The sequence below is a fragment of the Phenylobacterium sp. genome (assembly GCF_035569475.1).
Taxonomy (GTDB): Bacteria; Pseudomonadota; Alphaproteobacteria; order Caulobacterales; family Caulobacteraceae; genus Phenylobacterium.
Genome location: NZ_DATMNA010000087.1, coordinates 17,022 through 43,991, shown reverse-complemented (window position 1 = coordinate 43,991; position 26,970 = coordinate 17,022). Strand labels below are relative to the sequence as shown.

Here is a 26,970-nt window from a genome sequence, read left to right as displayed (position 1 = left end):
TGAACCTAGAAATCCCCGTCGTCGTCTTCGCCGATGGGCATGCCGGGCGGGGTTTCGGGGCGCCATTTGGGGTCGGCGAGGACGCGCTTGAGGTCTTCCTTGTCTTCCAGCAGAGCCGCCAGGTGGAGGCGGTGGGCGCGCTCCGACGGGTCGGTCCCGGGCTGGGCCTTCAGCTTGGCGGCCAGGTCGGCCAGGGCCTGGTCGATTTCCGAGGCCGCGCCGGAGGAGGTCGCGGGCAGGCGCGCGGCGTAGGCGAGCTGCAGCGCCGTGCGGGTCTGGGTGCGCCGGGCGATCTCGGCATAGCGGCCGGTCGCCGGCGCGAAGGCGGCGGCCAGCATCCGGTCGGCCAGTTCGCCGACGCCCGGCTCGTTGGGATCGCGGCGGTGCTGGTCGACCAGGCGGTTGAGGCGCGGCGAGGCGGTCAGCGCATCGACCACGACGCCCGCGCCCACGTCGGCGGCTGCCAGGCTGTCGTAGACCGGCCCGCCGGCGGTGGCGAAGACCTCGATGGTGGTCTGCCGATCCGGGCGGCCGGACTGGCCGGAGGAGAGCAGCGGGATCAGCCGCTCGGGCGTGTCCAGGGCCTCGGGCGTGATCGCGGCGAGCAGCGAGGCGAGCGCCGCGCGCTGGCGATCGGCGGGCACGACCTTGGCGGCCGCGTTGGCGTCGCCCTTCACGCCGTAGCCGTAGTCGACGCCGCCCACCGACTTGGCGGCGGCCTCCACCTGGTAGCGGTGCAGCAGGTAGATCGGCACGAACTTGCGGCGCAGCGCCTCCAGCGCCTCGCCGGGCTTCAGCGCCTTTTCGCCGAACTGGTCGATGGCGACCTTGCGCACCGCCATCATCCGGTCGAGCTCGGCGATGGGGTCGGCGCCGTCGTCCCAGATGGCGCCCGCCGGATGGCCGGACTCCACCGGCCGCGCGTCGTCGTCCTGCACGAAGCGCAGGTGTTCGGCAGCCGCCTTGGCCTTGGCCGCCAGGACCTTCTGACCCGCCGCGCCGGGGGGCACATCGGCGTACATCAGGTCGACGATGAATTTGTCCCAGTCGCCGATGTCCTTTCCGTAGGCGTCGGAGAGGTCGATCTTGCCGCCGGTCAGCTTCACCCGCGGCGGCGGGTAGTCCATCACCGAGGCGCGGCCCTGCGTCGAGGCGCCGAAGTTGTGGGCGAAGCCCAGGGTATGGCCGACCTCGTGCGCCGCCAGCTCGCGCAGGCGGGTGATCGAGACCTGGACGGGGTCGTTGCCGCCGCCCCTGCCCTCCTGGTCTGCGCCGACCAGGCCCTCGAAGATCAGCATGTCCTGGCGCACCCTGAGCGCGCCCAGCAGCACCGAGCCCTTGACGATCTCGCCCGTACGCGGGTCGCTGATCGAGGCGCCGTAGGACCAGCCGCGGGTGGCGCGGTCCACCCAGTTGATGACGTTGTAGCGGACGTCCAGCGGGTCGGCGCCCTCGGGCATGATCTCGACGCGGTAGGCGTCCTTGAAGCCCGCCGCCTCGAAGGCCTTGGCCCACCAGGAGGCGCCCTGCTGCAGGGCCGTGCGGACCGGCTCCGGCGCGGCGCGGTCGACGTAGTAGACGATGGGCTTCTTGACCGGCGAGACGGCCTTCGACGGGTCGGTCTTCTCCAGCCGGAAGCGGTGGGCCAGGCGGACCGCGATGTCCTTGTCCAGCGGCGCGGCGTAGTCGTAGACGATCGAGTCGAAGCCGCCCGAGCGCGGGTCGAAATAGCGCGGGACATAGCCCGGCTCCGGCAGCTTGATCAGGCTGTGGCGGACGGTGAGCGTGATCAGCTTGGCGTCGGGGGCGATGTTGCGCACCTCCGGCCCCGGCGTGTCGGAGGCGAAGGTCTGGCGGGCCTCGAACTCCAGGTTCTCCGGGAACACCTTCACCGCCGCCGGGTCGGCCACCGACAGGTCGGGCACGATCTTGTAGCCGCGCTCGCCGGCGCGTTGCAGGTCGCCGGCGATGTCCTCCACGTCGCGGGTGAGGAAGCCCGAGAGGTCCACCAGCACCCGGCCGTCGGCGGTCAGGCCCTCGACCTTGCCGGCCCAGACGGTGGAGACCGCGAAGGCGTCGTGGGCGGCCGCCTGCTCGTCGGCCGAGGCGTTCGCCGCGACGAAACGCGGGTTCTCATATTCGGCGATCACCTTCTGGCCGATGCGGCGGAAGACGAGGATCTGGCTGCGGCCGAGCCGGGCGCGGTCCAGGCCCACGGGCGCGGAGCCCAGGCCGGTCTTCAGCGAGGTGACATAGAGGAAGCGGCCGCTGACGCCCGCGGCGTCGGCCTTGGGCAGGGCCACCAGGATGCGGCCCTTGTCCCGGTCCACATAGACCGGCAGCAGGCCGTCCTGGCGCGCGAGGCCGGCGACGGGACCTGCCTCGGCCGCCTTCGCCGGCGCCGCCTGGGCCAAAACGCTGGTCGGCCCGACGGCCAACAGGAAGGCGGCCATCGCGGCCGCACCGAACAAAGCCGATTTCACCTACGCATCCCCCGAAACTGCTCGGGCGCGACACTAGGCCGGGTCAGGCGCTCCGGCCAAGCCGTGCGTCGGCAAATCGTGACAGGGCGCCGCAGGGGCAGCCGCCTTGACGCAAACGTAAGCATAGTTTTACGGTGTCAATCACAGATCGCGCACCTGGAGGACTTGAGGATGCCGACAGACCTTCGCCGTCCCAACCGCACATTCACCATCCGCCAGCTCTGCCTGGAGTTCAAATGCACGCCGCGCGCCTTACGCTTCTATGAGGACAAGGGCCTCCTGGCCCCGGCCCGCGACGGCCTGAACCGCGTCTATTCCTACAAGGATCGCGCCCGCCTGCAGCTCATCCTGCGCGGCAAGCGCGTGGGCCTGGCCCTGGCCGAGATCGGCGAGATCCTGGACCTCTACGAGGTCGACGACGGCGGCGCCCAGCAGGCGGCCAAGAGCCTGCGCAAGTTCCAGGAGCGCATCGTCGCGCTGGAGAGCCAGAAGATCGACATCGACAACGCCATCCAGCAACTGAAGGACGGTTGCGTCGCGATGGAGAAGCGGCTGGCCAAGACCCGTCCGGACCTGCTGCCCCGCGCCGCCGACTACGACCAGGTATTGCGCCGGCAGCTAGACGGCGCGGAACTCAGCGAAGCAAAGTAACCGGGACGGCTGACCGCGCGCTCCGGTTCGCCTAAAAGCGTTCGCGACCGGAGACCCCGACATGCCCTATCAGCCGCCCGTCCGCGACTACGCCTTCATCCTGCGCGACGTGCTGGAGCTGGAGCGCTACGCCAACCTGCCCGCCTTCGCCGATGCGTCGATGGACACCGTCGACCAGATCCTGGAGGAGGCCGCGAAGTTCACCTCCGAGGTGCTCGCGCCCCTGAACGGCGTCGGCGACAAGGAGGGCTGCCACTGGGCCCCCGACAATTCGGTGACCACGCCCAAGGGCTTCAAGGAGGCCTACCGCCAACTGGTGGACGGCGGCTGGCCGGGCCTGGGCTCCGACCCGGCCTATGGCGGCCAGGGACTTCCCCACGTCGTGAACCTGGCCTTCTCCGAGATGAGCTCGGCGGCCAACATGGCGTTCTCGATGTACCCGGGCCTGACCCACGGCGCCTATTCGGCGATCCACGCCGCGGGGAGCCAGGCGCAGAAGGACCTCTACCTGCCGAAGCTGGCCTCGTTCCAGTGGGGCGGGACCATGAACCTGACCGAGCCGCAGTGCGGCACGGACCTGGGCCTGCTGCGCACCAAGGCGGTCCCGCAAGGCGACGGGACCTACAGGATTTCCGGCCAGAAGATCTGGATCTCCAGCGGCGAGCACGACCTCACCGAGAACATCGTCCACCTGGTTCTGGCCCGCATCGAAGGCGCGCCGGCGGGCACGCGCGGCATCAGCCTGTTCATCGTGCCCAAGTTCCTGCCCGATGCGGACGGCAACCCGGGCGAGCGCAATGCGGTGAAGTGCCTGGGCCTGGAAGAGAAGATGGGCATCCACGGCAACGCCACCTGCGTGATCAGCCACGAAGAGGCCACCGGCTGGCTGATCGGCGAGGAGAACCGGGGCCTGTCGATCATGTTCATCATGATGAACGAGGCGCGCCTGGGCGTCGGCATGCAGGGGATCGCCCAGGCCGAGGCCGCCTACCAGGCCGCGGCCGCCTTCGCCAAGGACCGCCTGCAGGGCCGCTCGCTCACCGGGCCGAAGAACCCGGACGGGCCGGCCGACCCGATCATCGTCCACCCCGACGTGCGCCGCATGCTGATGGACGCCAAGGCGATCATCGAGGGGGGCCGGGCCTTCCTGTTCTGGACCGCCCTGCACGGGGATCTCGCCGAAGCGAGCCCCGACGAGGCCGTGCGCCGGAAGGGCCAGGACTACATGGCGCTGATGACCCCGGTGCTGAAGGGCTTCCTGACCGACCGCGGATTCCAGGTCTGCTCCGACGCCATGCAGGTTCACGGCGGGTCCGGCTTCACCGAGCACTTCCCGGTCAGCCAGTACCTGCGCGACTGCCGCATCGCGCTGATCTACGAGGGGACCAACGGCATCCAGGCGCTGGACCTCGTCGGCCGCAAGCTGGCCGCCGACGGCGGGCGCGGCGTCATGGGCTTCTTCGCCGAGCTCGACGCCTTCGTCGCCGCCCACGAGGGCGAGGCGCAGATGAAGCCCTTCACCGAGGGCCTCGCCAGGGCCAAGGCCGAACTGCAGGAGGCCACCCTGTGGCTGATGCAGAACGGCCTGGCCAACCCCGACAACGCGGGCGCGGCGTCCACCGACTACCTGCACCTGTTCGGCCTGACGGCGCTCGCCTACATGTGGTCGATGATGGCCAAGACCGCCCAGGGCAAGATCGCCGCCGGGTCGCACGATCCGATCTATGCGGAGAAGCTGGCGGTGGGCCGCTACTACATGGCCCGCGTGCTGCCGGAGACCTCGGGCCGCCTGGCCAAGCTGAAGACCGGGGCGGAGACCCTGATGGCCCTGCCGGCGGACGCTTTCTGAGGAGGGTCCGATGGCGACCTACCGCGCCACCGCCGACTGGAGCCTGAAGGAGGGCGAGGACTTCGCTACGGGCCGCTACAGCCGCGGCCATTCCGTGACGTTCGACTCCGGCTTCGAGGTCCCGGGCACGGCCTCGCCGCATGTGGTGGGGAACAAGTGGTCCGTGCCCGGCGCGGTCGATCCGGAGCAGATGCTGGTGGGCGCCATCGTCACCTGCCACATGCTGAGTTTCCTCCACATCGCCCGCGAAGCCGGTTTCCTGGCGACCCGCTACCGCGACGAGGCGGTGGGCGTGATGACCCGGCGCGAGGACGGAGAGATGTGGGTGAGCCTGGTCACCCTGCACCCGGAGATCACCTACCTCGGCCGCCAGCCGACGCCCGCCGAGCGCGACGACATGCACCACAAGGCCCACCACGTCTGCTTCATCGCCAACTCGGTGAAGACGGAGATCGTGGTGGAGGAGGTTGTGGCGACTTGAGCCTCCTCTCCCCCGCGCAGCGAGAGGGAGAGCATGGAGGAGAGGGCGGCGCACGCGATGGAACGGCTGCGGCGGCGGGCCGTGGGCCCTTGATCGATCGCCCGATGACGATCGGATTTCGAGCCGCCCTCTCCTCTATCCTCTCCGTCTCTTCGCTTCGCTCGGGGGAGAGGCCTTGAGAAGCTGGCCGAGCCTCGCCTCCAGCGCCACGGCGTCCTTCAGGTCGCATTCCCAGATCGTCTCGACGCGCCAGCCGAGGGCGGCCAGGGCCTCGCGGCTCGTCGCGTCCCGCGCGCGGTTGCGGTCGACCTTGCCGACCCAGTAGTCGCGGTTCTGCTTGGGGACGCGGGCGCCGCGGGCGCAGTCGTGGCCATGCCAGAAGCAGCCGTGGACGAAGAGCGCCAGCTTGCGGCCGGGCAGGACGATGTCGGGGTTACCCGGGAGGTCCTTGCGGTGGAGGCGATAGCGGGCGCCGAGGGCGGTCAGGGCCTTGCGGACCACAAGCTCCGGCGAGGTGTCCTTGCCCTTCACCCGGCGCATCACCGCCGAGCGCTTTTCGGGGGAGTAGACGTCGGTCATGGCGCGACGCGGCAGAAAAAGCCTGGGTCCCCGCTTTCGCGGGGATGAGCGGAATTTGGCAAGGCTGAGTGGAGGAGCGCCGTGAGGTGCTTTCCGGTCATTGATCTCATGGTTGATGCGAGCCCGCCGGGTTCAGCAAGTCAAGGAGCGGCCCTTGGCCGCCCGCTTCGCGGCGCGCCGTTGGCGCGTCCTTGAGTTGCTGAACCCGGCGGGCAAACTGGCTGCCATGAGTTCCATGGCGCAGCCTGGCCGCTGCAGAATCGGCAGCGACGGGCTGGCCGGCCCCTACAGCCCTTCGAACAGCGCCGTCGAGACGTAGCGCTCCGCGAAACTCGGGATGATGGCGACGATCAGCTTGCCCTTCATCTCGTCGCGGCCGGCGACGTCGAAGGCGGCGGTCAGGGCCGCGCCGGAGGAGATGCCCACCGGGATGCCCTCCTCGGCGGCCACGCGCCGGGCCATGGCGAAGCTGTCGTCGTTGGAGACCTGCACCACCTCGTCGATCACGCCGCGGTCGAGGATCGAGGGGACGAAGCCTGCGCCGATGCCCTGGATCTTGTGCGGGCCGGGCTGGCCGCCGGAGAGCACCGGCGAGGATTCCGGCTCGACGGCGATCATCCTCACCGAAGGCTTGCGGGCCTTCAGCACCTGGCCGACGCCGGTGATGGTGCCGCCCGTGCCGACGCCGGAGATGACGGCGTCAACGCCGCCCTGGGTGTCGTTCCAGATCTCCTCGGCGGTCGAGACCCGGTGGATCAGCGGGTTGGCGACGTTGTCGAACTGCTGCGGCATCACCGCGCCGGGGGTGGCCTCGACGATTTCGCGGGCGCGGGCCACGGCGCCGGCCATGCCGCGCTCGGCCGGGGTCAGCTCCAGCTTGGCGCCCAGGATCAGCAGCATCTTGCGCCGTTCCATGGACATGCTCTCGGGCATCACCAGGGTCAGCCGGTAGCCCTTGGCGGCGGCCACGAAGGCCAGCGCGATGCCGGTGTTGCCGCTGGTCGGCTCGACGATCATGCCGCCGGGCTTCAGCACGCCCTGGGCTTCCAGGTATTCGATCATCGCCACGCCGATTCGGTCCTTGACCGAGCCGATCGGGTTGAAGAACTCCAGCTTGGCGAGCACCTCGCCCTTGGGCTTCAGGGCCGCGGTCAGGCGCGGCAGGCGTACGAGCGGGGTGTCGCCCACCGTGTCGAGGATCGAGTCGAAGACCTTGCCACGCCCGGCGCGCTGGTAGCGCGCGGCGTCGTAGACCTTGTCGGGGGTGGAATCCATACCAACGGACCTTTCGCGGGAGCGCCCTTTTCGGCCTGCGAACCTAAGGGTTCCCATAGGGATTGGAAGGGGTCGGTTGGCGCCCGGCCGGTCTATTCGGCCGCGATCGCCGAGGCGCCGGCGAGGAGCGGTTCGAGCACCTGCCCCGCGAGCCAGCGCACCACCGGGACCGCCACGCCGTCGCCGGCCACGAGCAGCGCCGAGGTGGCCGCTCGCGGCAGGCCGTAGCTGTCCGGCAGGCCCATCAGCCGCGCCGCCTCGCGCGGGGTCAGCAGGCGCGTGCGGACGCCGGCGTCCTCGACCACGGCGATGGCCTGGCGCGAGGAGCCGCCACGCGGCGTGCGCAGGCATCCGGCCAGGCCGTCGAAACGGACCTCGGCCCGCTGGACGCGGCGGCCGTCCTCGATGCGGGTGCGCCGGAAGATGGCGCCGACCGCGCGGCCGCCGCGGAGCCGCACGGCCTCGAGCCGCGCCCGGTGCAGGGGCGCCATCAGCTCCAGCCAGCGCCCGGTGCGCGCCGGGCTGTGCCATTCCACGGCCCCGTCGGGCTCCAGCAGGGCGCCCAGGTCGATGTTGCGGGCCGGCGGCTCGGCCAGCCGCCACCAGATCCAGCGGCGCGCCAGCTCGGCGGGCAGGCCGGCGGCGGCGGCCTTCACCGCGCGGCTGTGGAAGGGGCTCGCGCCGGTGAGCGCCGCCGGTGGCGGTTCCAGGGTGGCGATCACGAAGACCCGGGGCCGCGACTGCGGCAGGAAGGCCGCCGCATCGATCTCCAGGGCGCCGAAGCTGTAGCCCTGGTCGGCCAGCGCGGCGGCCAGGGCCGTGAAATCGGCGCCGCCATGCGAGGTCAGCAGGCCGCCGACATTCTCGATGACGATCGCCCGGGGCGCGCGTCCCTGGGCCGCCAGGCCCTCGACCAGCCGCCAGAAGCCGAAGAAGGCCGAGGAACGCCCGCCGGCCAGCCCGGCCCGCGCGCCTGCCAGACTGAAGTCCTGGCAGGGGCTGGACGCCCAGGCGAGGTCGGCGCGGCCGGGCAGGTCCTCCGGCCCCAGGGTCCAGACGTCGCCCGCCCGGAAGTGCTGGGCGGCGTCGGCGAAATTCGCCCGGTAGGTGGCCGTCTTCACCGGGTCGAAGTCGTTGGCGAAGGCGCAGGTCCAGGACGCGCCCAACCCCAGGCGCGCCATGCCGCCGCCGGCGAAGAACTCATAGAAGGTCAAAGGCTGGCCGCTCACACCGATGTCCCGTACCCTGATTTGCCGTTGAAAAGAGAGACGTTCATGCGCCACGCCTGGATCGCGCCGCTTCTGCTGCTGGGCCTTTGCGCCTGCGGCAAGGAGAAGGAGAACGGCGCGCCGCCGCTGCCGCCGGACGTTGCGCTCAACTTCGGCCAGCCGATCGACGCGCACGGCGAGGATCCGGCCTGGCGCCTGAAGGTGCGGGGAACCGCGCTGACGCTGTCGCGGCCGGGCCAGCCCGACGTGACGGCCAACGCGCCCGGCGCGGTGATCACCTCCCACTCGGCCGCCTGGAGGGCCGCCCTGCCCAACGGGCAGACGATGGACGTCAACCTCTACGCCAGCCAGTGCGTCGAATCCCTGGGCGGCCGCGCCTGGTCGATGGCCGCCGTGGTCATCCCGCCCGACGCCAGCCCGCTCGCAGGCTGCGCGGGCCCGGTGGCGAAGCCTTAGGGCGAGACCTATCGCCGGATTTCGAGCTGTTCGATCTGCGACTTCGGCTCGACGCGCGGGCTGAAGGCGGGCAGGGCGAAGCCCACGGCGATGGCGGCGGCCGTCACGGCGGCCCAGATGGCTTTGAGCGTCACGACGGGTCCCTCAACCGATCTTCACGCGAGCTCATGGTCTAGCTTGTTCACGCTTAAGGCCGCCGCAACAAAGGCGGATAATCCTTCGTGAACGCCCGCCACGGGCAGCCCCAAGGGGCGCGTCGGCGAACCGGAGCGCCCCTTGGCCGCCTCGAAGCGGTCTTCCGAAGCTAGCCGATGGCGCTGAAGTCGATGCCGGCCAAGGTCTTTCCGACCAACAGGACGGCGGACTCCACATGGTGCGCGGCCGGTTCGCCGTGGTCGCCGGCCTCGTCGGCGAAGACGACGACGTCAGCGCCCACCTGGACGGCAACGAAGTCGGCCCCGGCCGCCATCTTGGCGTTGGCGTCGGCAACGGCCGTCTGGAAGTCCACAGCCGTATCGGTGGCGAAGTTCGCCGCGGTAGCCACGGGAGCCTCGTGGAACACGAGCCTGTCCTGGCCCTGCGTGAAGTCGGTGATCCGGTCCAGACCGGACAAGGTCTTCGCCGAGCCGCCGACCACGAAGACGTCGGCGCCAGGGCCGCCGGTCAGGACGTCGGGGCCCGGGCCGCCGACCAGGGTGTCATTGCCGGCTCCGCCGTCGAGCGTGTCGGCGCCAGCGCCGCCGAGCAGCCGATCGTCGCCATCCAGACCCGACAGGCTGTCGTCGCCACGGCCGCCCGCCAGGGTGTCGGCCAGTGCGGTTCCGGTGAGCGTCTCGCCTGCGATCACGGGCCGACCGTGGTCGCCGTCGTCCCCGTCGCCACGGCCATTGATATCGCCCTGTCCCTCGAGGTCTCCCTGGGTGTCGCCGTTCTTGGGATGCTGGGAGTCACCATCACCGACGCCGTTGATGTCGCCTCGGCCCATCAGATCGCCCTGGATATCGCCGACGCCGTGGCTCGCCGGGACGTCCAGGTGGCGCTCGTCGCTGTTTGCGTCTCTGCTCGACATGTTTTTCACCCATGAGATCTGCCCGCCAGCCGCCCAAAGGGCGCAACGGTGAAGCCAGGCGTGGGTTCCCCGTCGCGAACACGATTGGCCGAGCCTCGAATCCGAACGGCGGCCGGGCGGCCGGGGGCTGCGTCTTTTCCTTGCCGGGGTCGGGCGGGCGGCGGCAAAGTGGAAGGAAGGCGGAAACGAAGAACGCCAAGGGAAGCGCGCGATGGAAAAGGCCTACGACCTGGTGATCCGGGGCGGGACCGTGGTCGATGGGACCGGCGGCGCGCCCTTCGAGGCCGACGTGGCGGTCAAGGACGGCGCCGTCGCCGCCGTTGGAAGCGGAATTGGGGGCCGGATCGCCGGCGGCGGGTCCGAAGAGATCGACGCGCGCGGCCAGGTGGTGACGCCGGGCTTCGTCGACATCCACACCCACTACGACGGCCAGGCCACCTGGGACCAGCGCATGCAGCCCTCGTCCTGGCACGGGGTCACCACGGTGGTGATGGGCAACTGCGGCGTGGGCTTCGCCCCCTGCCGCCCGGACGACCACGACCGGTTGATCCGGCTGATGGAGGGCGTCGAGGACATTCCCTTTCCTGTTCTGACCGGGGGCCTGCCCTGGAACTGGGAAAGCTATCCCGACTACCTCGATAGCCTGAGCGACCGCCGTTTCGACGTCGACATCGGCAGCCAGTTGCCGCACGCGGCGCTCAGGGTCTTCGTCATGGGCCAGCGCGGCGTCGACCGGGAACCCGCCACCGAGGCTGATATCCACGCCATGGCGGCGATCGCCAAGCGGGCCATGGAGGCCGGCGCCATCGGCTTCGGCACCTCGCGGACGCTCAATCACCGTTCCTCCGACGGCTCGCCCATCGCCACCCTGACCGCCGGCGAGGACGAGCTGACCGGCATCGCCCTCGGCATGGCGGCGGCCGGCAAAGGGGCGGGCTGCGGCGTCCTGCAGGTGGTCAGCGACTTCAACGACCCGGCGGAGGAGTTCGCCATGCTGCGGCGGATCGTCGAGGCGTCCGGACGGCCGCTCAGCTTCTCGCTGCTGCAGAGCCCGCGAGATCCGGAGCAGTGGCGCTTCATGCTCGAGCAGATGAGCGAGGCCAAGGCCGCCGGCCTGCGGATCCGCGCCCAGGTGGCGACGCGGCCGGTGGGCGTGCTGTTCGGCCTGGAGCTGACGGTGAACCCGTTCTCCAGCCACCCCAGCTACCGCGAGATCAAGGCCCTGCCGCTGGCCGAGCGGGTGGCGCGGCTGCGCGACCCCGACTTCCGCGCCCGGCTCCTGAGCGAGGAGGCGGAGAACGCACGCGCGCCCGGCCTGTCGCCGGCGCGGGCCTGGGACCGCATCTATCCGATGGGGCAGGACAACCCGGACTACGAGCCGACGCCGGACCATTCCCTCGCCGCCATCGCCGCCGAGCGGGGCCTGGATCCCTATGCTGTGGCGCTGGACCACATGTTGGACGGCGGGGAAGGAAACGGGCGCGGCATGCTCTATCTGCCGCTGCTGAACTACGCCCAGAACACGCTGGATCCGGCCTACCGGATGCTGCAGCACGACTGCGTGGTCCCCGGCCTCTCCGATGGCGGGGCGCATGTGGGGATGATCTGCGACGGCAGTTTCCCGACCACCAACCTGGTGCACTGGACGCGGGACCGCACACGCGGGCCGAAGCTGCCGCTGGAGATGATGGTCAGGGCCCAGTGCCGCGACACCGCCGAGACCGTCGGCCTCTATGACCGAGGCCTGATCGCTCCGGGCTACCGCGCCGACCTCAATGTCATCGACTACCCGAACCTGAAGCTGAAGGCGCCCTCGGTCGCCTACGACCTGCCGACCGGCGGGCGCCGGCTGATCCAGCGGGCCGAGGGCTATACGGCGACGATCGTCGCCGGCCAGGTCACCTACCGCGACGGCGAGCCCACCGACGCCCTGCCCGGCCGGCTGCTGCGCGGGGCGCAAGGCGCGCCCGCGGCCATGGCGGCGGAATAGGAGCTGCGAGCATGAACGACATCTCCCAAGTCCGCCCGGAGGTCCTGGAGACCGCCTGCGAGTGGACCGCGGCGGAGGTCGCCGATCCTTCGCTCTGGACCGAAACGTTGTCGCGCGCCGAGATCGACGAACTGGACGCCGCCGTCCAGCACGCCTTTGGGATCTCCGACGACTTCCTGGCGATCGGCAAGGCCGAGTTCCCCCTGCCGACCCTGGGGCAGCGCCTGAAGGCGATGGAGCGCGAACTGATCGATGGGCGCGGCTTCGTGCGCATCCGGGGCCTGCCGCGCGCGCGGTGGTCCAACGACGAGATGAGCATGGCCTACTGGGGGATCGGCGCGCACCTGGGCAAGCCCTGGCCGCAGAACGCCAAGGGCCACCTGCTGGGCGACGTCACCGACCACGGCAAGCCGGCGGGCGACCCCACCTCGCGCGGCAACGAGATCGGCCTGGTGGGCCTCGACTTCCACTGCGACGGCTCGGACCTGGTGGGGCTGATGTGCCTGCGGACCGGGGTGTCAGGAGGCCTGTCGGCGGTCTGCAATTCGGTGGCGCTGCATAACCGCCTGGTCCGCGAGCGGCCGGACCTGGCGGCCGAGCTCTACAAGCCCCAGCCCTTCGACTATCGCGGCGAGCAGGCGCCGGGAAAGCCCGGCTGGTACCTGATGCCGGTGTTCAGCCGCCAGGGCGGCCGGCTCTTCGTCCGCCTGATCCGGCCCTACATCCTGGCCTCGCAGCGCCACCCCGACGCCCCGCGCCTGACCGAGGCGGCCATCGAGGCCCTGACCTGGATGCAGGACCAGGCCGAGGGCGGCGCCTATTCCGTCGTCATGGATTTCCAGCCCGGCGATATGCAGTTCATCAACAACTACCACGTCCTGCACGGCCGCACGGCTTACGAGGACGACCGCGCGGCGGGCAAGGTCCGCCATCTGAAGCGCCTGTGGCTGGAGACCGAGGTCCTGACCGAACGGCCCAAGCAGTTCGTCAACCGCATGGGGACCCACTGGGCGAGGAAGCTGACCATCAGCCGGATGGATGCGTAGCGCCGACGCCATTCCTCCTCTTTAGGGGAGGGTGGCCGAGGCGAAGCCGAGGTCGGGTGGGGTTCGTGGGCCAGGACCCGAAGTCCGAACTTGAACGCGACTCTCCCACCCTGGCCGCTGCGCGGCCTGTCCCTCCCCTAAAGAGGAGGATGTGTTCTCGCCGCATGGCGCCTCGGTTGATTCCACCCCATAACGCACCCATGCCTTCCGCTGTCGCCGAACGCGATTCCGACCCGTTGCACGAAGCCCGAGAGATCCTGCGGCGCACCTTCGGCCATGCGGATTTCCGAGGGCTGCAGGGCGATGTGATCGCCCAGGTGCTGGCCGGCGGCAGCGCCATGGCGGTGCTGCCCACCGGCGGCGGCAAGAGCGTCTGCTACCAGATCCCCAGCATGATCCGGCCGGGCCTGGGGCTGGTGGTCTCGCCGCTGATCGCGCTGATGACCGATCAGGTGGCGGGGCTGCAGCAGGCCGGGGTGGCGGCCGCACGGCTCGATTCCAACATCGACACCGAGGAGAAGGCGATCACCTGGCGGCGGATCGAGGCCGGCGAACTCGACATCCTCTACATCTCGCCGGAGGGGCTGATGCAGCCCTGGATGCTGGAGCGGCTCTCCCGCGCGCCCCTGGCCCTGATCGCCATCGACGAGGCTCACTGCGTCAGCCAGTGGGGCCACGACTTCCGGCCCGAGTACCGGATGCTGGGCCGGCTGGCCGACCTGTTCCCCGGCGTGCCGCGCCTGGCGGTGACCGCCACCGCCGACGCCCGCACCCGCGAGGACATCCGCAGCGAGCTGCGCCTGGAGGCCTCGCCGGAATATGTCGCCAGCTTCGCGCGGCCGGAGCTGGTGCTGTCGGCGGAGCGCAAGCGCGGCTCGGCCGCCAAGCGGGTCGTGGAGCTGGTGACCGCGCGGCCCGGCCGCTCGGGCGTGGTCTACGCCGGCTCTCGCGACAAGACGGAGCAGATCGCCCAGGCGCTGCGCGACGCCGGCGTCCCGGCGCTCGCCTACCACGCGGGCCTGGAGCGGCAGGTGCGCACCACGCGGCTGGAGGAGTTCCTGGAGGCCGACGCGGCGGTGATGGTGGCCACCATCGCCTTCGGCATGGGGGTCGACAAGCCCGACGTCCGCTTCGTGATCCACGCCGATGCGCCCGCCTCCATCGAGGCCTACTGGCAGGAGATCGGCCGCGCCGGGCGCGACGGCGACCTGGCCGAGGGCATCACCCTCTATGGCGCGGCCGACATGAGCTGGGCCCTGCGCCGCATCGGCGAGCGGGACATGGACGCCGCGGTCAAGCAGGTGCAGGTCGGCAAGGTGCGCCAGCTCTACGCCCTGCTGGACGGGACCGGCTGCCGCGCGGCCACCGTGCGGCGCTACTTCGGCGAGGAGGGCGTCGAGGCCTGCGGGCAGTGCGACCTTTGTTCGGGCCGCGTCGAACTGTCGGACGCCACCGAAGCGGCGCAAAAGGCCCTGTCGGCCGCCCACCGCCTGGCCGGGCGCTATGGCCGCGGACGGCTGGTCGACCACCTCCTGGGCAAGACCAAGGACGTCAGCGACCACGAGGCCTCGCTCTCGACCTGGGGCATCGGCCAGGACCTGTCGGTGGGCGCCTGGCGCGACCTGGTCGAGCAACTTCTGTTCGAGGGCCTGTTGCGCGAGGACCCCAACGACGGCCGCCCGCTGGTGGGCGTGGGCGACACCGACGAGGTCAAGCGGGTGTTCCGCGGCGAACGGCGGGTGCAGATCCAGACCCGCGCCGAAGAGCCGGCCGGCCGGACCCGCAAGGCGCGCAAAGGCCGCGAGGCGCTCACGACTTCGCCCTCCGACCAGCCGCTGTTCGAGGCCCTGCGCGCCTGGCGCGCGCGGGCGGCCAAGAGCCAGCACGTGCCGCCCTACGTCATCTTCCACGACCGCACCCTGGCGGAAATCGCCGCGACGAAACCCGGCTCCCGCGCCGCCCTCGGCCAGGTCAACGGCGTCGGCGAAGGCAAGCTCGCCCGCTACGGCGACGCGGTGCTGGAGGTGGTCGGGGCGTTCGGGGGTTAGGGCGCGGCGGCCTTGCCGGCCGCGGCGGGCTTGGCGCACTTGCCGACATCGCCGGCCTTGCAGACGGCGACCGCGGCGTTCCAGTCGGCCAGGGCCTTGGCGTAGCCGGCCTGGTCGCGGGCCTTGGCGGCTTCCTGCGCCGCGAGCGTGGCCTGGTAGTCGGCCATCGCCTTGTCGAAGGCCGCGCGCTTGGCGGCGTTGCGCGCCTCGACCTCGCGATTCTTGGCGTTGACCTCGGCGTTCAGCGCCTCGCTCCGCCGGTTCTGGTCGGCGACCTCCGCGGCGGCGGCAAGCCTGGCGGCCAGGGCGTCGTCGGTTGGCGGCGGCGTCTGGGCGTGCGCCGCCGATCCCACGGCCAAGGCCACAATCAGGACAGCAGCGGCGACACGCATCCCAGGCTCCCAAGCTTGGCTATGGCCAAAATATGGGAGCCTGGCCGGTCCGCGCTAGACGTCCACCTCGGCGTCCAGGGCGTTTTCCTGGATGAACTCGCGGCGGGGCTCGACGAGGTCGCCCATGAGGCGGGCGAACATGTCGCCGGCGTCGTCGGCGTGATTGACGCGGACCTGCAGCAGGGTGCGCGCGTCGGCGTCGAGGGTGGTCTCCCAGAGCTGATCGGCGTTCATCTCGCCCAGGCCCTTGTAGCGCTGGATGGAGAGGCCCCGGCGACCGTTGTCCATCACCGCGTTCACCAGGTCGATGGGGCCGCGGACCACCGTGGCGCGGTCGCGGCGGGTGAAGGTCGCGCGGCCGGCGAAGATCTCGGCCAGCTCCTTCGACCGTTCCGCCAGGCGCCGCGCATCGGCGGCGTGCAGCAGGAGCTCGTCCAGCACGATCCGCTCGGAGACGCCGCGCTTCACGCGGGAGAAGACGAAGCTGTTCGCCTCGCCCGGCGCCCCGGTCCAGGAGCCGTCGCCTTCCTCGGCATAGAGGTCGAGGCGCGCGGCGGCCTTGGCCGGATCGCCGCCCTCGGCCAGCAGGCCGGCCAGGGCCGACTGCTCGATGGCGAAGGCCGGGGCGCGGGCCGCCAGGCGCTCGACATTGGCCTTGGCGCCGCGGGCGGTCTGCACCATGGCGAGCAGGTCGGCGCCGGTGATCCGCTCGCCGTTGGAGAGGTCCAGGGTGGCCCCGTCGACGCCCTCGTCGATCAGGTAGATCTCCAGCTCCGCGTCGTCCTTCAGGTAGCGGACCGACTTGCCCTTCGACGCCTTATAGAGCGGCGGCTGGGCGATATAGAGGTAGCCGCGTTCGATCACCTCCGGCATCTGCCGGTAGAAGAAGGTCAAGAGCAGGGTGCGGATGTGGGCGCCGTCCACGTCGGCGTCGGTCATCAGCACGATCTTGTGGTAGCGGATCTTCTCGATATCGAAGTCCTCGCGCCCGATGCCGGCGCCGAGCGCGGTGATCAGGGTGCCGATCTGCTCTGAGCCCAGCATCTTGTCGAAGCGGGCGCGCTCGACGTTCAGGATCTTGCCGCGCAGGGGCAGGATCGCCTGGTTGTCGCGGTTGCGGGCCTGCTTGGCCGAGCCGCCGGCGGAATCGCCCTCGACGATGAAGATCTCCGACTTGGCCGGGTCCTTCTCCGCGCAGTCGGCGAGCTTGCCGGGCAGGGACGAGATATCCAGCGCCGACTTGCGGCGGGTCAGCTCGCGGGCCTTGCGCGCCGCCTCGCGGGCGGCGGCGGCCTCGGCGATCTTCTGCACGATCAGGCGGGCCTCGTTCGGGTGCTCCTCGAACCAGGAGCCCAGGCCTTCCTGCACCAGGCCCTCGACCGCCGGGCGCACCTCGGAGGAGACCAGCTTGTCCTTGGTCTGGGAGGAGAACTTCGGGTCCGGCACCTTGACCGACAGCACGCAGGTCAGGCCCTCGCGCGCGTCCTCGCCACCGACCGAGACCTTCTCGCGCTTGGCCGCGCCGGAGCTTTCCGCATAGCCGGTGATGATCCGCGTCAGGGCCGAGCGGAACGCCGCCAGGTGAGTGCCGCCGTCCCGCTGGGGGATGTTGTTCGTGAAGCAGAGGACGTTCTCGTGGTAGCTGTCGTTCCACCACAGGGAGAGGTCGACCTCGACGTTCTCGCGCCGGCCGCGGATGACGATCGGCTCCTTGAGCAGGGGCGTCTTGGCGGCGTCCAGGTGGCGCACGAAGGCCTCGATGCCCCCCTCGTAGTGCATGACCTCCACGAAGGGCTCCGCCCCGCGGTGGTCCTTCAGCCAGATGGTCACGCCGGAGTTCAGGAAGGCCAGCTCCCGCAGCCGGTGCTCCAGGGTCTTCAGGTCGAAGTCGATGAAGGCGAAGGTGTCGGTGGAGGGCAGGAAGGTGACCTCGGTGCCCGACAGGGGGTCGCCGTTTTCGCGCAAGGGCGCGACGCCGGTCTCCTTCAGCGGGGCCACAGCGTCGCCGTGGCGGAACTCCATCTCGTAGGACTTGCCGCCGCGGTAGATCTTCAGCTTCAGCCACTCGCTGAGCGCATTGACGACCGAGACGCCCACGCCGTGCAGGCCGCCGGAGACCTTGTAGGAGTTCTGGTCGAATTTCCCGCCGGCATGGAGCTGGGTCATGATGACCTCGGCCGCCGAGATGCCCTCGCCCTCGTGGATGTCAACCGGGATGCCGCGCCCGTCGTCGGTGACGGTGACCGAGCCGTCGGCGTTGAGGATCACCTCCACGCGCGTCGCCCAGCCGGCGAGGGTCTCGTCGATGGCGTTGTCGACCACCTCGTAGACCATGTGGTGCAGGCCGGAGCCGTCGTCGGTGTCGCCGATGTACATGCCCGGCCGCTTGCGCACCGCGTCGAGGCCCTTCAGGACCTTGATGCTCTCCGCGCCATAGTCGTCCTGCCCGTTGTTCTCGGGAGTCGGGCCCTGGCCATGGGAAGAATTGGGGCCGTGGAGGTCTTCGTTCTCTTCGCTCATTCGGGGTCCGTTGGGCGGCGGCGCCGAGGACGGGGCGCGCCAGAAGCCGGAGGCCGTCGCCACCAGCGGTTTCGCAGGCTTCTATATAGGGGTCGGGGCCTGATTCTGCACTCTTTTGCGGCCGCGCTGCGGGCTAGCCGCGGACGTGACGTCGGCTAGACTGCGCGGGCTTGCCGGGGGAGGCGCTCATGAGATTGCGACTAGCTGTCGCCGCAGGATTCTTCGCGTTCGCAAGCCATGCCGGCGCCGCGCCGCCGATCATCACGCACCCCGACTGGATCGTTAAGCCGGACGCCGGCGCCTACTCGCGGTACTACCCGCCTCTCGCGAGTGAGCTGGGCGTCTCCGGTTACGCGGTCATCCACTGTAAGGTGGGACGGGACGGCTACCTGTCGGAATGCAGCGTCGGCATGGAACGGCCGGCGGCGCTGGGCTTCGGCCAGGCAGCGATCGGTCTAAGCGCCGAATTTCAGATGAGGCCGCAGACGCTCAACGGACAGCCGGTCGACGGCGCCGGGATCAACATCCCGATACGGTTCAACGCGCCGCGCAACGAGTCGGCGGCCGAGCCGCCGGCGCCGCTGTCGGATGCCGCGGCGCAGCAAGCCTATCGGCTGGTCGATGCGAGCAAGGCGCTCGACAACAATGAAGCGTCCTATGAACAGCATGCCAAACAGATGGAAAGCATGGGCGCCGACAGGGCGATCGCTCGCGCCGCCGCCGAGGCATACCGTCGCGCCAGCCTCGCCCATCGGGACGATTTCCGCAGCGTCTATGCTCGAGCCTTCGCGTCGGTGTTCAGCGAGACCGAGCTGGCTTCCATCGCTGACTACCAGTCCGTAGCCGGCGACCAGAAGGAGGCCAACGAGACCTTCACGACCGTCCAATTTCAGATCGTGAAGGAATACCAGCGCAGCGTCGCGGCCCTGGCCCATGCCGCCTTTTGCGCCAAGACGGCTTGCGGCTCGGCCGCCGACGTCCAGCGCGTCTGGCAGGCGGCCGATCCGCGCGACACCACACGGATCGACAATCCGCAGTGGGCGGCCCAGCCGAGCGCGACAGCCTTGGCGCAGGCCCAGCCGCGACTCGCGGGCCTGCTTGGCTTGAACGGCCTTGTGCGCTTGACCTGCAAGGTCGGGGAACAAGGCAATCTGACCGACTGCTCCATCGACGAAGAGAGCCCGATCGGGCTCGGCTACGGCGCGGCGGCCTTGAAGGTGACCGACGCCTTTCTCTTGAACCCGATCCAGCTCGGCGCCGGGGCAGCCGGGCGCAAGGCGACGGTCCGGGTGGGGTTTCCAGCCGCGCCGCCGTCTGAGTCCTTCCACGTGAAACCTGGTTCCACCCGCGCCGCCGCCCTGGCGCGGCAGATCGGAGCCACTGACAAGGTCGGCGAAACCGGCAGGCTGGAAACCGAGCTTCAGGCCACGGACTTTGCGACCAATCCGCCGAAGGGCTCCGATCCCAAGGTCTATGACGCGGCAGTGGACGCCTATCGCACCGCGACCCGGCAGGCGCTGGCCGACTACCTCCAACAATCGATCGATAACCTGTCCACCGCCTATACCGAGGCGCAATTGCAGGCGCGGGCCGACTTCGCGGCGACGCCGGGAGGCAAGGCGGAGCAGAGCCGGAGCAAGGAACTCGCCCTCGCCCTGGCCGCCGCCCAGGCATTCGTCACCTACAAGATTCGAGACGAGGCCCACGCCGAGTTCTGCAAGACCCGAGACTGCTCCATCCCCCCACCCGCTCAGCCGAGCACCGTCAATTCCGCGCCCTCGACCCCGAGACCCTGAGCCCGCCCCGCGAGCCCTTCGAACAGGTGCTCATCGGTCCCGGTGAGGAAGGCCTGCAGATCGAGCGCCTCGATCTCGTCGAACAGGGCGCCGCGACGCCGGGCGTCCAGGTGGGCAGCGACCTCGTCGAGCAACAGGATCGGGCTGGGCGAGGCCTTGGCGCGGGCCAGGCGGGCAGCTTGCGCCAGGACCAGATTGAGGATCAGCGCTTTCTGCTCACCGGTCGAGCATTCGGCCGCCGGGCGGTCCTTTTCGGCGTGGATGACGGCCAGATCGCCCCGGTGCGGGCCGGTGAGCGCGCGGCCGGCGGCGGCGTCGCGGGGCCTGGCGGCGGCCAGCGCCTGGGCCAGCTTCACCTCGATATCGGCGATCTCCGCGCCAGCGAGCGCCATCTGCTCCCATTCGCCGGTCAGCGACAGCCGGGCCTGCGGGAAAGGGCGCTCCCCTCGGCCGTCGATCTCGGCCTGCAGGGCGGCGAGCGTCGTGGCGCGGGCCTCGGCCATCAGGGCGCCGGCCTCCGCGAGGCGGGCCTCCAGGGCGTCGAGCCAGGCGGCGTCGGGCGCCTGGGCCTCGTCGGTCAGCAGGCGCATGCGTTCGCGTTGCGCCCGCTCATAGGCCTGGGCGTGGGCCGCGTGGCGCGGGATGGCCGCGAACACCAGGCGGTCGAAGAAGCGGCGGCGGTCCGAGGCGCCTTCCAGGAAAAGGCGGTCCTGCGCCGGCGTCAGCCAGACCTGGCGCAGGTGGTCGGCGAGGCGGCCCGGCGGCACCGTCTCGCCGGCGATCCGCACCGTGCGTCGCGCGGCGCCGGGCTCTCCGGTTCCCGTGCCGAGCTGCGTCTCCTCTCCACCGGCGGAGACGATCGCCGAGACGGCCCAGGCCCGGCCCACCGCCTCGCCCGGCAGCCGGCGGCCGACCTCGGCCAGGCTCGCGCCGCGCAGGCCCCGTCCCGGCGTGAACAGGCTGACCGCCTCCAGCAGGTTGGTCTTCCCCGCCCCGTTCGGCCCGACGAGGAACACCGGGCGCCCATCCAGAACGAGGTCCGCCCGCGCATAGGAGCGGAAGTCGGTCAGGGTCAGGCGGGCCAAAGTCTGGCGAAAGGGGGCCGTGGCGGTCACGGCGGCGTTCTACAGGGTTTCGCGGGCGACACGAAAAGTCGGTATCGAGGCCAGCGTCGACGTCCGCTTTCCGCCAGCGGTTGTCACCGACGCGCGCCACCTTACGTCTAGGCTCGGGAAGCCAAGCGGAGGGACACCATGGACCAGAAGGGCAAGGCCGAGGCGTTCGGCGCGCTGCATCACACCGGGGGCATCCTGATCCTGCCCAACGCCTGGGACGCGGCCAGCGCCGCGGTGATGGAGGACGCCGGCGCCAAGGCCGTCGCCACCTCCTCGGCCGCGGTGGCCTGGGCGCACGGCTATCCGGACGGCGACATCCTGCCCCTGCCGCTGTTGCTGGAAACGGTGCAGGCGGTGGCGCGGGTGGTGAAGGTCCCGGTCACCGCCGACATCGAGGGCGGCTACACCGACGACCTGGACCGGCTGGCCGAGACGATCCGGGCGGTGATCGGCGTCGGCGCCGTGGGGATCAACCTGGAGGACGGCCGGCGCGACCCGGACCTGCACGCGCGCAAGATCGAGGCCGCGCGCAAGGCCGCCGACGGGGCCGGCGTCGCCCTGTTCATCAACGCCCGCACCGACGTCTACCTGAAGAGCCTGGCCGAGGGCCACGCGGCCTATGTCGAGACCACGGCGCGGGCCGAGCGCTACCGCGACGCCGGGGCCAGCGGGATCTTCGTGCCGGGGCCGAGCGACGCCGACCTGATCGGCCGCCTGGCCGATGAGATCCGCCTGCCGCTGAACATGATGCTGGTCGCGGGCCTGCCGGGCGCCGAGCAGCTTCAGGCGCTGGGCGTGCGCCGGGTCAGCTCCGGCGGCGGGGCGTTCCGCGCGGTCTACGCCCGCCTCGCCAAGGCGGTCGCGGGCTACCTGGCCGACGGCAAGGCCGACAACTTCGCCGGCGATCCCGACGGCCTGGGCAACCTCAACAAGCGGTTCAGCTAGCTCGCCATGCGGTGCAGGCCGCAGAGCTTGTTGCCGTCCGGGTCGCGCAGATAGGCGAGGTACATCTTGCCGTTGGCGCCTTCGCGGACGCCCGGCGGGTCCTCGCAGGTCGTGCCGCCGGCGGCGAGGCCCGCCGCATGCCAGGCGTCGGCCTGGTCCGGAGAGGCGCAGGCGAATCCGATGGTGCCGCCGTTGGGGGCCGTGGCCGGCTCGCCGTTGATCGGCAGGGACACCGAGAACACCCCGCTGGGCGTGCGGTAGAAGATGCGGTGGCGGTCGACCATCGCCGGCGGGACGCCGAGGGTCCCCAGGACGGCGTCATAGAACGACTTGGCGCGGTCCAGGTCGTTGGTGCCGATCATGATATGCGAGAACATCGGTCGCTTTCCTCAGTTGGCGTGCAGTTGGCGACGGATGTGCGGGAAGTTCGCGGCGGTGGCAATCCTGGGGCCGATCAGCATCATTCCTTGGCCGTGCCGCGCCCCCTCCGTCGGCTGCGCCGACACCTCCCCCGAAGTGTTCCCTTCAGGAGAGGCGCGAGAGCTGTCGCTCCTTCCCCTGCGCCGAAGAGCGCGGGGGAGGTGGATCGGCGCGGAACGCGACGAGACGGAGGGGGCGTCGAAACCTGCCCGTGGGCGGCCTTCTGGCGGGTGACCTCACGTCCGCGAGGTCCTATCTTGCCGTCCATGACCGACACCCTCGACGCCGATCCGCAGACGCTCGACGAGATCCCGCGCGAACCGACGCAGGACGGGCCGAACGTGCGGCTCTATCTGGTGGACGGCTCAGGCTTCATCTTCCGGGCCTTCCACGCCCTGCCGCCGCTGACCCGCAAGTCGGACGGCCTGCCGGTGGGCGCGGTGGCGGGCTTCTGCAACATGCTGTGGAAGCTGCTGGTGGACATGAAGGCCTCGTCCGAGGCGCCGACCCACCTGGCGGTGATCTTCGACCATTCGGAAGAGACCTTCCGCAACAGGCTCTACGACCAGTACAAGGCCCACCGCCCGCCGCCGCCGGAGGACCTGATCCCGCAGTTCCCGCTGGTGCGCGATGCGACGCGGGCGTTCGGCGTGCCCTGCCTGGAGCTGCCCGGCTACGAGGCCGACGACCTGATCGCGGCCTACGCCTGCAAGGTGCGCGACGCCGGCGGCGAGGTGGTGATCGTCTCGTCGGACAAGGACCTGATGCAGCTCGTCGGCCCCAAGGTCTCCATGCTCGACACCATGAAGACCCCGAACCTGGTGATCCGCGCCGAGCAGGTGTTCGACAAATTCGGGGTGACGCCGGACAAGGTGGTCGACGTCCAGGCCCTGTGCGGGGACTCGGTCGACAACGTGCCGGGCGCGCCGGGCATCGGCGTCAAGACCGCCTCGGCCCTGATCAACGAGTACGGCGACCTGGAGACGCTGCTGGCCCGCGCCGGCGAGATCAAGCAGGACAAGCGCCGCCAGACCCTGATCGACTTCGCCGACCAGATCCGCCTGTCGCGCCAGCTCGTGCAGCTCGACTGCGACACGCCCCTGCCCAGCCCCGTCGACGAGCTGGCGGTGGCCGAGCCCGACGCCCAGATCCTGGCGGGCTTCCTCGACCGGATGGAGTTCCGCACGCTGGCGCGCCGGGTGGCCGAGGCCCAGGGCGGGGCCGCGCCCACCGCCACGCCGACGCCTTCGGAGACCAAGGCGCCGGAAGCGCCGAAGCACGGGGCCATCGACGTCACCGCCTACCAATGCGTCCGCGACGTCGAGACGCTGGACGCCTGGATCGCCAAGGCGTTCGCCAAGGGGCTGGTGGCCTTCGACACCGAGACCGACGCCCTGTCGTCCTCCGCCGCCAACCTCTGCGGCGTATCGCTGGCGACCGCGCCGGGCGAGGCCTGCTACATCCCGCTCGGCCATGAGCACGAGCAGGAGGGCGGGCTGCTGCTGGAGGCCCCGGCCGCCCTCGACCAGATCCCGATCGACGAGGCGCTCGCGCGGCTGAAGCCGCTCTTGGAATCCCCCGCAGTCCTGAAGGTGGCGCAGAACGGCAAGTACGACATGGCCGTCCTCTCCCGCTACGGGATCGAGGTCGGGCCGATCGACGACACCATGCTGATCGCCTTCGCCCTGGAGGGGGGCTTGCACAAGAGCTACGGCATGGACGAGCTGTCCAAGCGCCTGCTCGACCACGAGCCGATCAGCTTCAAGACCGTGGCGGGCTCCGGCAAGGGGCAGAAGAGCTTCAAGCACGTGGAACTGCAGTCAGCCACTTGCTACGCAGCGGAAGACGCCGACGTCACCCTGCGCATCTACGAGCACCTGAGGCCCCGCCTCAGCCACGAGAAGCTGCTGACCGTCTACGAGACCCTCGAGCGGCCGATGCCCAAGGTGCTGGTCGAGATGGAGCTGGCCGGCGTCAAGGTCGACCCCGAGCGCCTGCGCCTGCTCTCCAACGACTTCGCCGTGCGCATGGGCGAGCTGGAGGCCGAGGCGCACCGGGTGGCCGGACGGCCCTTCAACCTGGGCTCGCCCAAGCAGATCGGCGACATCCTGTTCGGCGAGATGGGCCTGGCGTCGGGCCGCACCACCGCCACCGGGGCGCAGTCCACCGACGCCTCCATGCTGGAGGACCTGGCCGCCCAGGGGCACGAACTGCCGCGCATCCTGCTGGACTGGCGGCAGCTCTCGAAGCTGAAGGGCACCTACACCGACAACCTGGTGGCCGCGATCGATCCGAAGACGGGCCGGGTGCACACCTCCTATTCGCTGGCGGCGGCGACCACCGGGCGCCTGGCCTCGTCCGACCCCAACCTTCAGAACATCCCGGTCCGCACCGAGGAAGGCCGCAAGATCCGCAAGGCCTTCATCGCCGAGCCGGGCCATGTGCTGATCAGCGCCGACTATTCGCAGATCGAGCTGCGCCTGCTGGCCCACATCGGCGACATCCCGCAGCTCAAGAAGGCCTTCGCCGAAGGGATCGACATCCACGCACTCACCGCCTCGGAAATGTTCGGCGTGCCGGTGGAAGGCATGCCCGCCGAGACCCGACGGCGCGCCAAGGCGATCAATTTCGGCATCGTCTACGGCATCTCGGCCTTCGGCCTCGCCAACCAGCTTTCGATCCCGCGGGAAGAGGCCGGGGCCTACATCAAGACCTATTTCGAGCGCTTCCCCGGCATCCGCACCTACATGGACCGCATGCAGCGCCAGGTGCGCGCCGAGGGGTTCGTCACCACCGTCTTCGGCCGCAAGATCTACATCCCCGCCGCCCAGGGCAAATCCCCCGCCGAGCGGGCCTTCGGCGACCGCGCCGCGATCAACGCGCCGATCCAGGGCGCGGCGGCCGACGTGATCCGCCGGGCCATGGTGCGGATGCCGGCCGCGCTGCGCGACGCAGGCCTGACGGCGAAGATGCTGCTGCAGGTGCACGACGAACTGATCTTCGAAGCGCCGGAGGCCGAAGCCGACGCCGTGATCGCCGTGGCGCGCAGAATTATGGAGAAGGCTCCGGAGCCTGCGGTCGCCCTGACCGTTCCCCTGGTGGTCGACGCGCGCGCGGCGGCCAATTGGGACGACGCCCATTAGGGACTCATCGATGGCCGGAGAGGCCGCCGCGATCTCGCCGGAACGGCCTGGGAGCCGGGTTCTGAGCCGCCTGCGCCGGCGCTTTGCGACCCAGCCCTGGGCCGCGGCGGCCGAGATGGCGGCGCGGCTGGGCTACATGGCCCGCGGCGTCGTCTACCTGAGCGTCGGCCTGATCGCCCTGCTGGCGGCGGCGGGCTTGGCGCCCCGCCCGGCCGACACCCTGGACGCGCTGAAGGCCTGGGCCCGGTGGCCGCCGGGCGTGGCGCTCCTGTGGCTGACGGGCCTGGGGCTCTACGGCTTCGCGGGCTGGCGGGCCCTGCAATCCCTCTTCGACGCCGACCGTCAGGGCTCCGGCGCCAAGGCCGCCGCCAGCCGCCTGGGCCAGGCGATCAGCGGCTTGATCTACGGAAGCCTGGCCGTGTCGGTGTTCGGGCTGATCGACACCTTGCACGACCTGCGCCACGCCGAGGTCGAGAAAACCAGCGACCGGGTGGCCACGGTCATGGCCTGGCCGCTGGGGCCGAAACTGGTGATCGCCCTGGGCCTGTTCATCCTGGCCTGCGGCGCCGGCAACGCCGTGCGCGCCTTTGTCGACAACTTCGGCTCGACCCTGAAATGCCAGCCGAACGTGACCCGCTGGGCCTGCAACCTGGCCCGGGTGGGCTATTTCGGGCGGGGCGTGGCGATGATGCCGGTGGGCTTCTTCATGCTGCGGGCCGGCTGGCACCAGCGCGCCGCCGAGGCCCGGGACGTGGGCAGCGCGCTCTGGGCGTTGCATTCGCAGGTGTTCGGCGACGGGGTGCTGGCGCTGGTCGCCCTGGGCGTGGCGGCCTTCGGCGCCTTCGCCTTCGTGGAGGCCTGGTACCGCCCCATCCGCCCGGAGGCGGCGCTGCAGGATTAGCGGATTGGGGGGGTCCTGGTGGAGCCGAGGGGAATCGAACCCCTGACCTCCTCATTGCGAACGAGGCGCTCTACCATCTGAGCTACGGCCCCCAGGGAAGACCCAGGAAGGCGCGGAATAACCCTTTTGCGCCCGCCTCTGTCAAGCCGCTGCGGCGCGCGCGATCGCCGCGGCGGCGACAGCTCGGCCTTGCCAGCCCCGCAAAGCCCGCTAGAACCGCGCCATGGGCTCCTTCCTCTACTTCATCGTCGACGGGCTGCTGGGCCTGCTGGTGGTCGCGATCATCATCAGCGCGATCCTGTCGTGGCTGGTGGCCTTCGACGTGATCAACCTGCGCAACCAGTTCGTCTATAATGTCGCCCGCTTCCTGGACGCCCTGACCCGGCCGATCCTGCGGCCGGTGCAGAAGGTGATTCCGCCGATCGGCGGGGTCGACATCAGCCCGATCATCGTCCTGCTGGTCATCCAGGGGATCCGCCAGTTCCTGCTGCCGCTGGCGTTCGGGCCGATCATCGCAGTCCTTCACTAGGCCCGGCCCCGACGGGCCGAGCGAATTCCGACCGGCGTTCGGAACCTATCGGA

Annotated in this window: 22 protein-coding genes and 1 tRNA gene; 12 read left to right on the top strand and 11 right to left on the bottom strand. The window is 70.5% G+C overall.

From position 1 onward, the window contains the following. Window positions 1-5: 5 nt before the first annotated feature. A complete protein-coding gene (locus tag VNW53_RS13230; protein ID WP_325556139.1) occupies window positions 6-2,483 on the bottom strand; it encodes a zinc-dependent metalloprotease in 2,478 nt (825 codons plus the stop codon). Window positions 2,484-2,654: 171 nt separating this feature from the next. Here VNW53_RS13230 and VNW53_RS13225 point away from each other — a divergent pair, with 171 nt between their 5' ends. The 3 genes from VNW53_RS13225 (at window position 2,655) to VNW53_RS13215 (ending at window position 5,464) form a co-directional block, all read left to right on the top strand. After that, window positions 2,655-3,134, top strand: a complete 480-nt coding sequence (locus VNW53_RS13225) for a MerR family DNA-binding transcriptional regulator (RefSeq protein WP_325556138.1) — start codon at window positions 2,655-2,657, stop codon at window positions 3,132-3,134. A gap of 61 nt (window positions 3,135-3,195) precedes the next feature. Further along, entirely contained in the window at window positions 3,196-4,983 is a 1,788-nt protein-coding gene (locus tag VNW53_RS13220) for an acyl-CoA dehydrogenase C-terminal domain-containing protein (protein ID WP_325556137.1), read from the top strand. A 10-nt stretch (window positions 4,984-4,993) separates the two neighbouring features. Continuing rightward, window positions 4,994-5,464: an OsmC family protein gene (locus VNW53_RS13215; RefSeq protein ID WP_325556136.1), complete on the top strand. Its 471-nt coding sequence runs from the start codon at window positions 4,994-4,996 to the stop codon at window positions 5,462-5,464. Between the two features lie 135 nt (window positions 5,465-5,599). Here the strand turns inward: VNW53_RS13215 and VNW53_RS13210 are convergent, their stop codons facing one another. The 3 genes from VNW53_RS13210 to VNW53_RS13200 form a co-directional block, all read right to left on the bottom strand. Further along, window positions 5,600-6,043 carry a DNA mismatch endonuclease Vsr gene (locus VNW53_RS13210; protein ID WP_325556135.1) on the bottom strand — a complete coding sequence of 148 codons (444 nt, stop codon included), beginning with the start codon at window positions 6,041-6,043 and terminating at the stop codon, window positions 5,600-5,602. Between the two features lie 285 nt (window positions 6,044-6,328). Beyond that, on the bottom strand, window positions 6,329-7,318 hold the full coding sequence (gene cysK, locus VNW53_RS13205; RefSeq protein ID WP_325556134.1) for a cysteine synthase A: 990 nt from the start codon (window positions 7,316-7,318) through the stop codon (window positions 6,329-6,331). Between the two features lie 92 nt (window positions 7,319-7,410). Then, window positions 7,411-8,547, bottom strand: coding sequence for a DNA cytosine methyltransferase (locus VNW53_RS13200; RefSeq protein ID WP_325556133.1), 1,137 nt, complete (start codon window positions 8,545-8,547; stop codon window positions 7,411-7,413). A gap of 45 nt (window positions 8,548-8,592) precedes the next feature. Here VNW53_RS13200 and VNW53_RS13195 point away from each other — a divergent pair, with 45 nt between their 5' ends. After that, window positions 8,593-9,003 (top strand): hypothetical protein, encoded by a 411-nt coding sequence (locus tag VNW53_RS13195; RefSeq protein ID WP_325556132.1) that lies wholly within the window; start codon window positions 8,593-8,595, stop codon window positions 9,001-9,003. Between the two features lie 8 nt (window positions 9,004-9,011). Here VNW53_RS13195 and VNW53_RS13190 read toward each other — a convergent pair whose 3' ends face one another. Both VNW53_RS13190 and VNW53_RS13185 read right to left on the bottom strand, forming a co-directional pair. Further along, window positions 9,012-9,137, bottom strand: coding sequence for a hypothetical protein (locus VNW53_RS13190; RefSeq protein WP_325556131.1), 126 nt, complete (start codon window positions 9,135-9,137; stop codon window positions 9,012-9,014). A gap of 170 nt (window positions 9,138-9,307) precedes the next feature. After that, a complete protein-coding gene (locus tag VNW53_RS13185; RefSeq protein ID WP_325556191.1) occupies window positions 9,308-10,072 on the bottom strand; it encodes a calcium-binding protein in 765 nt (254 codons plus the stop codon). Between the two features lie 211 nt (window positions 10,073-10,283). On the opposite strand from VNW53_RS13185, the gene VNW53_RS13180 reads away from it, so the two are divergent. From VNW53_RS13180 to recQ, 3 genes are all read left to right on the top strand, one after another. Beyond that, complete coding sequence (locus VNW53_RS13180) at window positions 10,284-12,062, top strand: N-acyl-D-amino-acid deacylase family protein (protein WP_325556130.1); 1,779 nt, start codon at window positions 10,284-10,286, stop codon at window positions 12,060-12,062. 11 nt (window positions 12,063-12,073) lie between these two features. Continuing rightward, window positions 12,074-13,108, top strand: a complete 1,035-nt coding sequence (locus VNW53_RS13175) for a TauD/TfdA family dioxygenase (RefSeq protein ID WP_325556129.1) — start codon at window positions 12,074-12,076, stop codon at window positions 13,106-13,108. 200 nt (window positions 13,109-13,308) lie between these two features. Continuing rightward, complete coding sequence (gene recQ / locus VNW53_RS13170) at window positions 13,309-15,156, top strand: DNA helicase RecQ (RefSeq protein WP_325556128.1); 1,848 nt, start codon at window positions 13,309-13,311, stop codon at window positions 15,154-15,156. Here the strand turns inward: recQ and VNW53_RS13165 are convergent. Both VNW53_RS13165 and gyrB read right to left on the bottom strand, forming a co-directional pair. Continuing rightward, on the bottom strand, window positions 15,153-15,548 hold the full coding sequence (locus tag VNW53_RS13165; RefSeq protein WP_325556127.1) for a hypothetical protein: 396 nt from the start codon (window positions 15,546-15,548) through the stop codon (window positions 15,153-15,155). The genes recQ and VNW53_RS13165 overlap by 4 nt on opposite strands. Before the next feature lie 54 nt (window positions 15,549-15,602). Beyond that, a complete protein-coding gene (gene gyrB / locus VNW53_RS13160) occupies window positions 15,603-18,068 on the bottom strand; it encodes a DNA topoisomerase (ATP-hydrolyzing) subunit B (RefSeq protein ID WP_325556126.1) in 2,466 nt (821 codons plus the stop codon). Between the two features lie 188 nt (window positions 18,069-18,256). Between gyrB and VNW53_RS13155 the strand changes: the two genes are divergently transcribed. Continuing rightward, window positions 18,257-19,864, top strand: a complete 1,608-nt coding sequence (locus VNW53_RS13155) for a TonB family protein (RefSeq protein ID WP_325556125.1) — start codon at window positions 18,257-18,259, stop codon at window positions 19,862-19,864. Here VNW53_RS13155 and recF read toward each other — a convergent pair. Then, window positions 19,819-20,979 carry a DNA replication/repair protein RecF gene (recF, locus tag VNW53_RS13150; protein ID WP_325556124.1) on the bottom strand — a complete coding sequence of 387 codons (1,161 nt, stop codon included), beginning with the start codon at window positions 20,977-20,979 and terminating at the stop codon, window positions 19,819-19,821. The two genes, VNW53_RS13155 and recF, sit on opposite strands and share 46 nt — an antisense overlap. A gap of 138 nt (window positions 20,980-21,117) precedes the next feature. Between recF and VNW53_RS13145 the strand changes: the two genes are divergently transcribed. Next, window positions 21,118-21,924: an isocitrate lyase/phosphoenolpyruvate mutase family protein gene (locus VNW53_RS13145; protein ID WP_325556123.1), complete on the top strand. Its 807-nt coding sequence runs from the start codon at window positions 21,118-21,120 to the stop codon at window positions 21,922-21,924. On the opposite strand, the gene VNW53_RS13140 is transcribed toward VNW53_RS13145, so the two are convergent. Next, window positions 21,921-22,301 (bottom strand): VOC family protein, encoded by a 381-nt coding sequence (locus tag VNW53_RS13140; RefSeq protein ID WP_325556122.1) that lies wholly within the window; start codon window positions 22,299-22,301, stop codon window positions 21,921-21,923. The two genes, VNW53_RS13145 and VNW53_RS13140, sit on opposite strands and share 4 nt — an antisense overlap. Window positions 22,302-22,610: 309 nt before the next feature. On the opposite strand from VNW53_RS13140, the gene polA reads away from it, so the two are divergent. Beyond that, window positions 22,611-25,487 (top strand): DNA polymerase I, encoded by a 2,877-nt coding sequence (gene polA, locus VNW53_RS13135; RefSeq protein ID WP_325556190.1) that lies wholly within the window; start codon window positions 22,611-22,613, stop codon window positions 25,485-25,487. A 10-nt stretch (window positions 25,488-25,497) separates the two neighbouring features. Continuing rightward, window positions 25,498-26,388 (top strand): DUF1206 domain-containing protein, encoded by an 891-nt coding sequence (locus VNW53_RS13130; RefSeq protein ID WP_325556121.1) that lies wholly within the window; start codon window positions 25,498-25,500, stop codon window positions 26,386-26,388. A gap of 16 nt (window positions 26,389-26,404) precedes the next feature. Here the strand turns inward: VNW53_RS13130 and VNW53_RS13125 are convergent. Beyond that, window positions 26,405-26,480, bottom strand: a tRNA-Ala gene (locus VNW53_RS13125). 131 nt (window positions 26,481-26,611) lie between these two features. Here VNW53_RS13125 and VNW53_RS13120 point away from each other — a divergent pair. Next, complete coding sequence (locus VNW53_RS13120) at window positions 26,612-26,917, top strand: YggT family protein (protein ID WP_325556120.1); 306 nt, start codon at window positions 26,612-26,614, stop codon at window positions 26,915-26,917. Window positions 26,918-26,970: the final 53 nt, after the last annotated feature.

What these genes read in the sequence shown, in the direction of transcription:
- VNW53_RS13225 (WP_325556138.1), top strand. Translation starts at nt 2,655, where the DNA reads ATGCCGACAGACCTTCGCCGTCCCAACCGCACATTCACCATCCGCCAG.
- VNW53_RS13155 (WP_325556125.1), top strand. Translation starts at nt 18,257, where the DNA reads ATGAGATTGCGACTAGCTGTCGCCGCAGGATTCTTCGCGTTCGCAAGC.
- VNW53_RS13175 (WP_325556129.1), top strand. Translation starts at nt 12,074, where the DNA reads ATGAACGACATCTCCCAAGTCCGCCCGGAGGTCCTGGAGACCGCCTGC.
- cysK (WP_325556134.1), bottom strand. Translation starts at nt 7,318, where the DNA reads ATGGATTCCACCCCCGACAAGGTCTACGACGCCGCGCGCTACCAGCGC.
- VNW53_RS13220 (WP_325556137.1), top strand. Translation starts at nt 3,196, where the DNA reads ATGCCCTATCAGCCGCCCGTCCGCGACTACGCCTTCATCCTGCGCGAC.
- VNW53_RS13180 (WP_325556130.1), top strand. Translation starts at nt 10,284, where the DNA reads ATGGAAAAGGCCTACGACCTGGTGATCCGGGGCGGGACCGTGGTCGAT.
- gyrB (WP_325556126.1), bottom strand. Translation starts at nt 18,068, where the DNA reads ATGAGCGAAGAGAACGAAGACCTCCACGGCCCCAATTCTTCCCATGGC.
- VNW53_RS13120 (WP_325556120.1), top strand. Translation starts at nt 26,612, where the DNA reads ATGGGCTCCTTCCTCTACTTCATCGTCGACGGGCTGCTGGGCCTGCTG.
- recQ (WP_325556128.1), top strand. Translation starts at nt 13,309, where the DNA reads ATGCCTTCCGCTGTCGCCGAACGCGATTCCGACCCGTTGCACGAAGCC.
- VNW53_RS13145 (WP_325556123.1), top strand. Translation starts at nt 21,118, where the DNA reads ATGGACCAGAAGGGCAAGGCCGAGGCGTTCGGCGCGCTGCATCACACC.
- VNW53_RS13195 (WP_325556132.1), top strand. Translation starts at nt 8,593, where the DNA reads ATGCGCCACGCCTGGATCGCGCCGCTTCTGCTGCTGGGCCTTTGCGCC.
- VNW53_RS13185 (WP_325556191.1), bottom strand. Translation starts at nt 10,072, where the DNA reads ATGTCGAGCAGAGACGCAAACAGCGACGAGCGCCACCTGGACGTCCCG.
- VNW53_RS13215 (WP_325556136.1), top strand. Translation starts at nt 4,994, where the DNA reads ATGGCGACCTACCGCGCCACCGCCGACTGGAGCCTGAAGGAGGGCGAG.
- VNW53_RS13140 (WP_325556122.1), bottom strand. Translation starts at nt 22,301, where the DNA reads ATGTTCTCGCATATCATGATCGGCACCAACGACCTGGACCGCGCCAAG.
- VNW53_RS13165 (WP_325556127.1), bottom strand. Translation starts at nt 15,548, where the DNA reads ATGCGTGTCGCCGCTGCTGTCCTGATTGTGGCCTTGGCCGTGGGATCG.
- VNW53_RS13130 (WP_325556121.1), top strand. Translation starts at nt 25,498, where the DNA reads ATGGCCGGAGAGGCCGCCGCGATCTCGCCGGAACGGCCTGGGAGCCGG.
- polA (WP_325556190.1), top strand. Translation starts at nt 22,611, where the DNA reads ATGACCGACACCCTCGACGCCGATCCGCAGACGCTCGACGAGATCCCG.
- VNW53_RS13210 (WP_325556135.1), bottom strand. Translation starts at nt 6,043, where the DNA reads ATGACCGACGTCTACTCCCCCGAAAAGCGCTCGGCGGTGATGCGCCGG.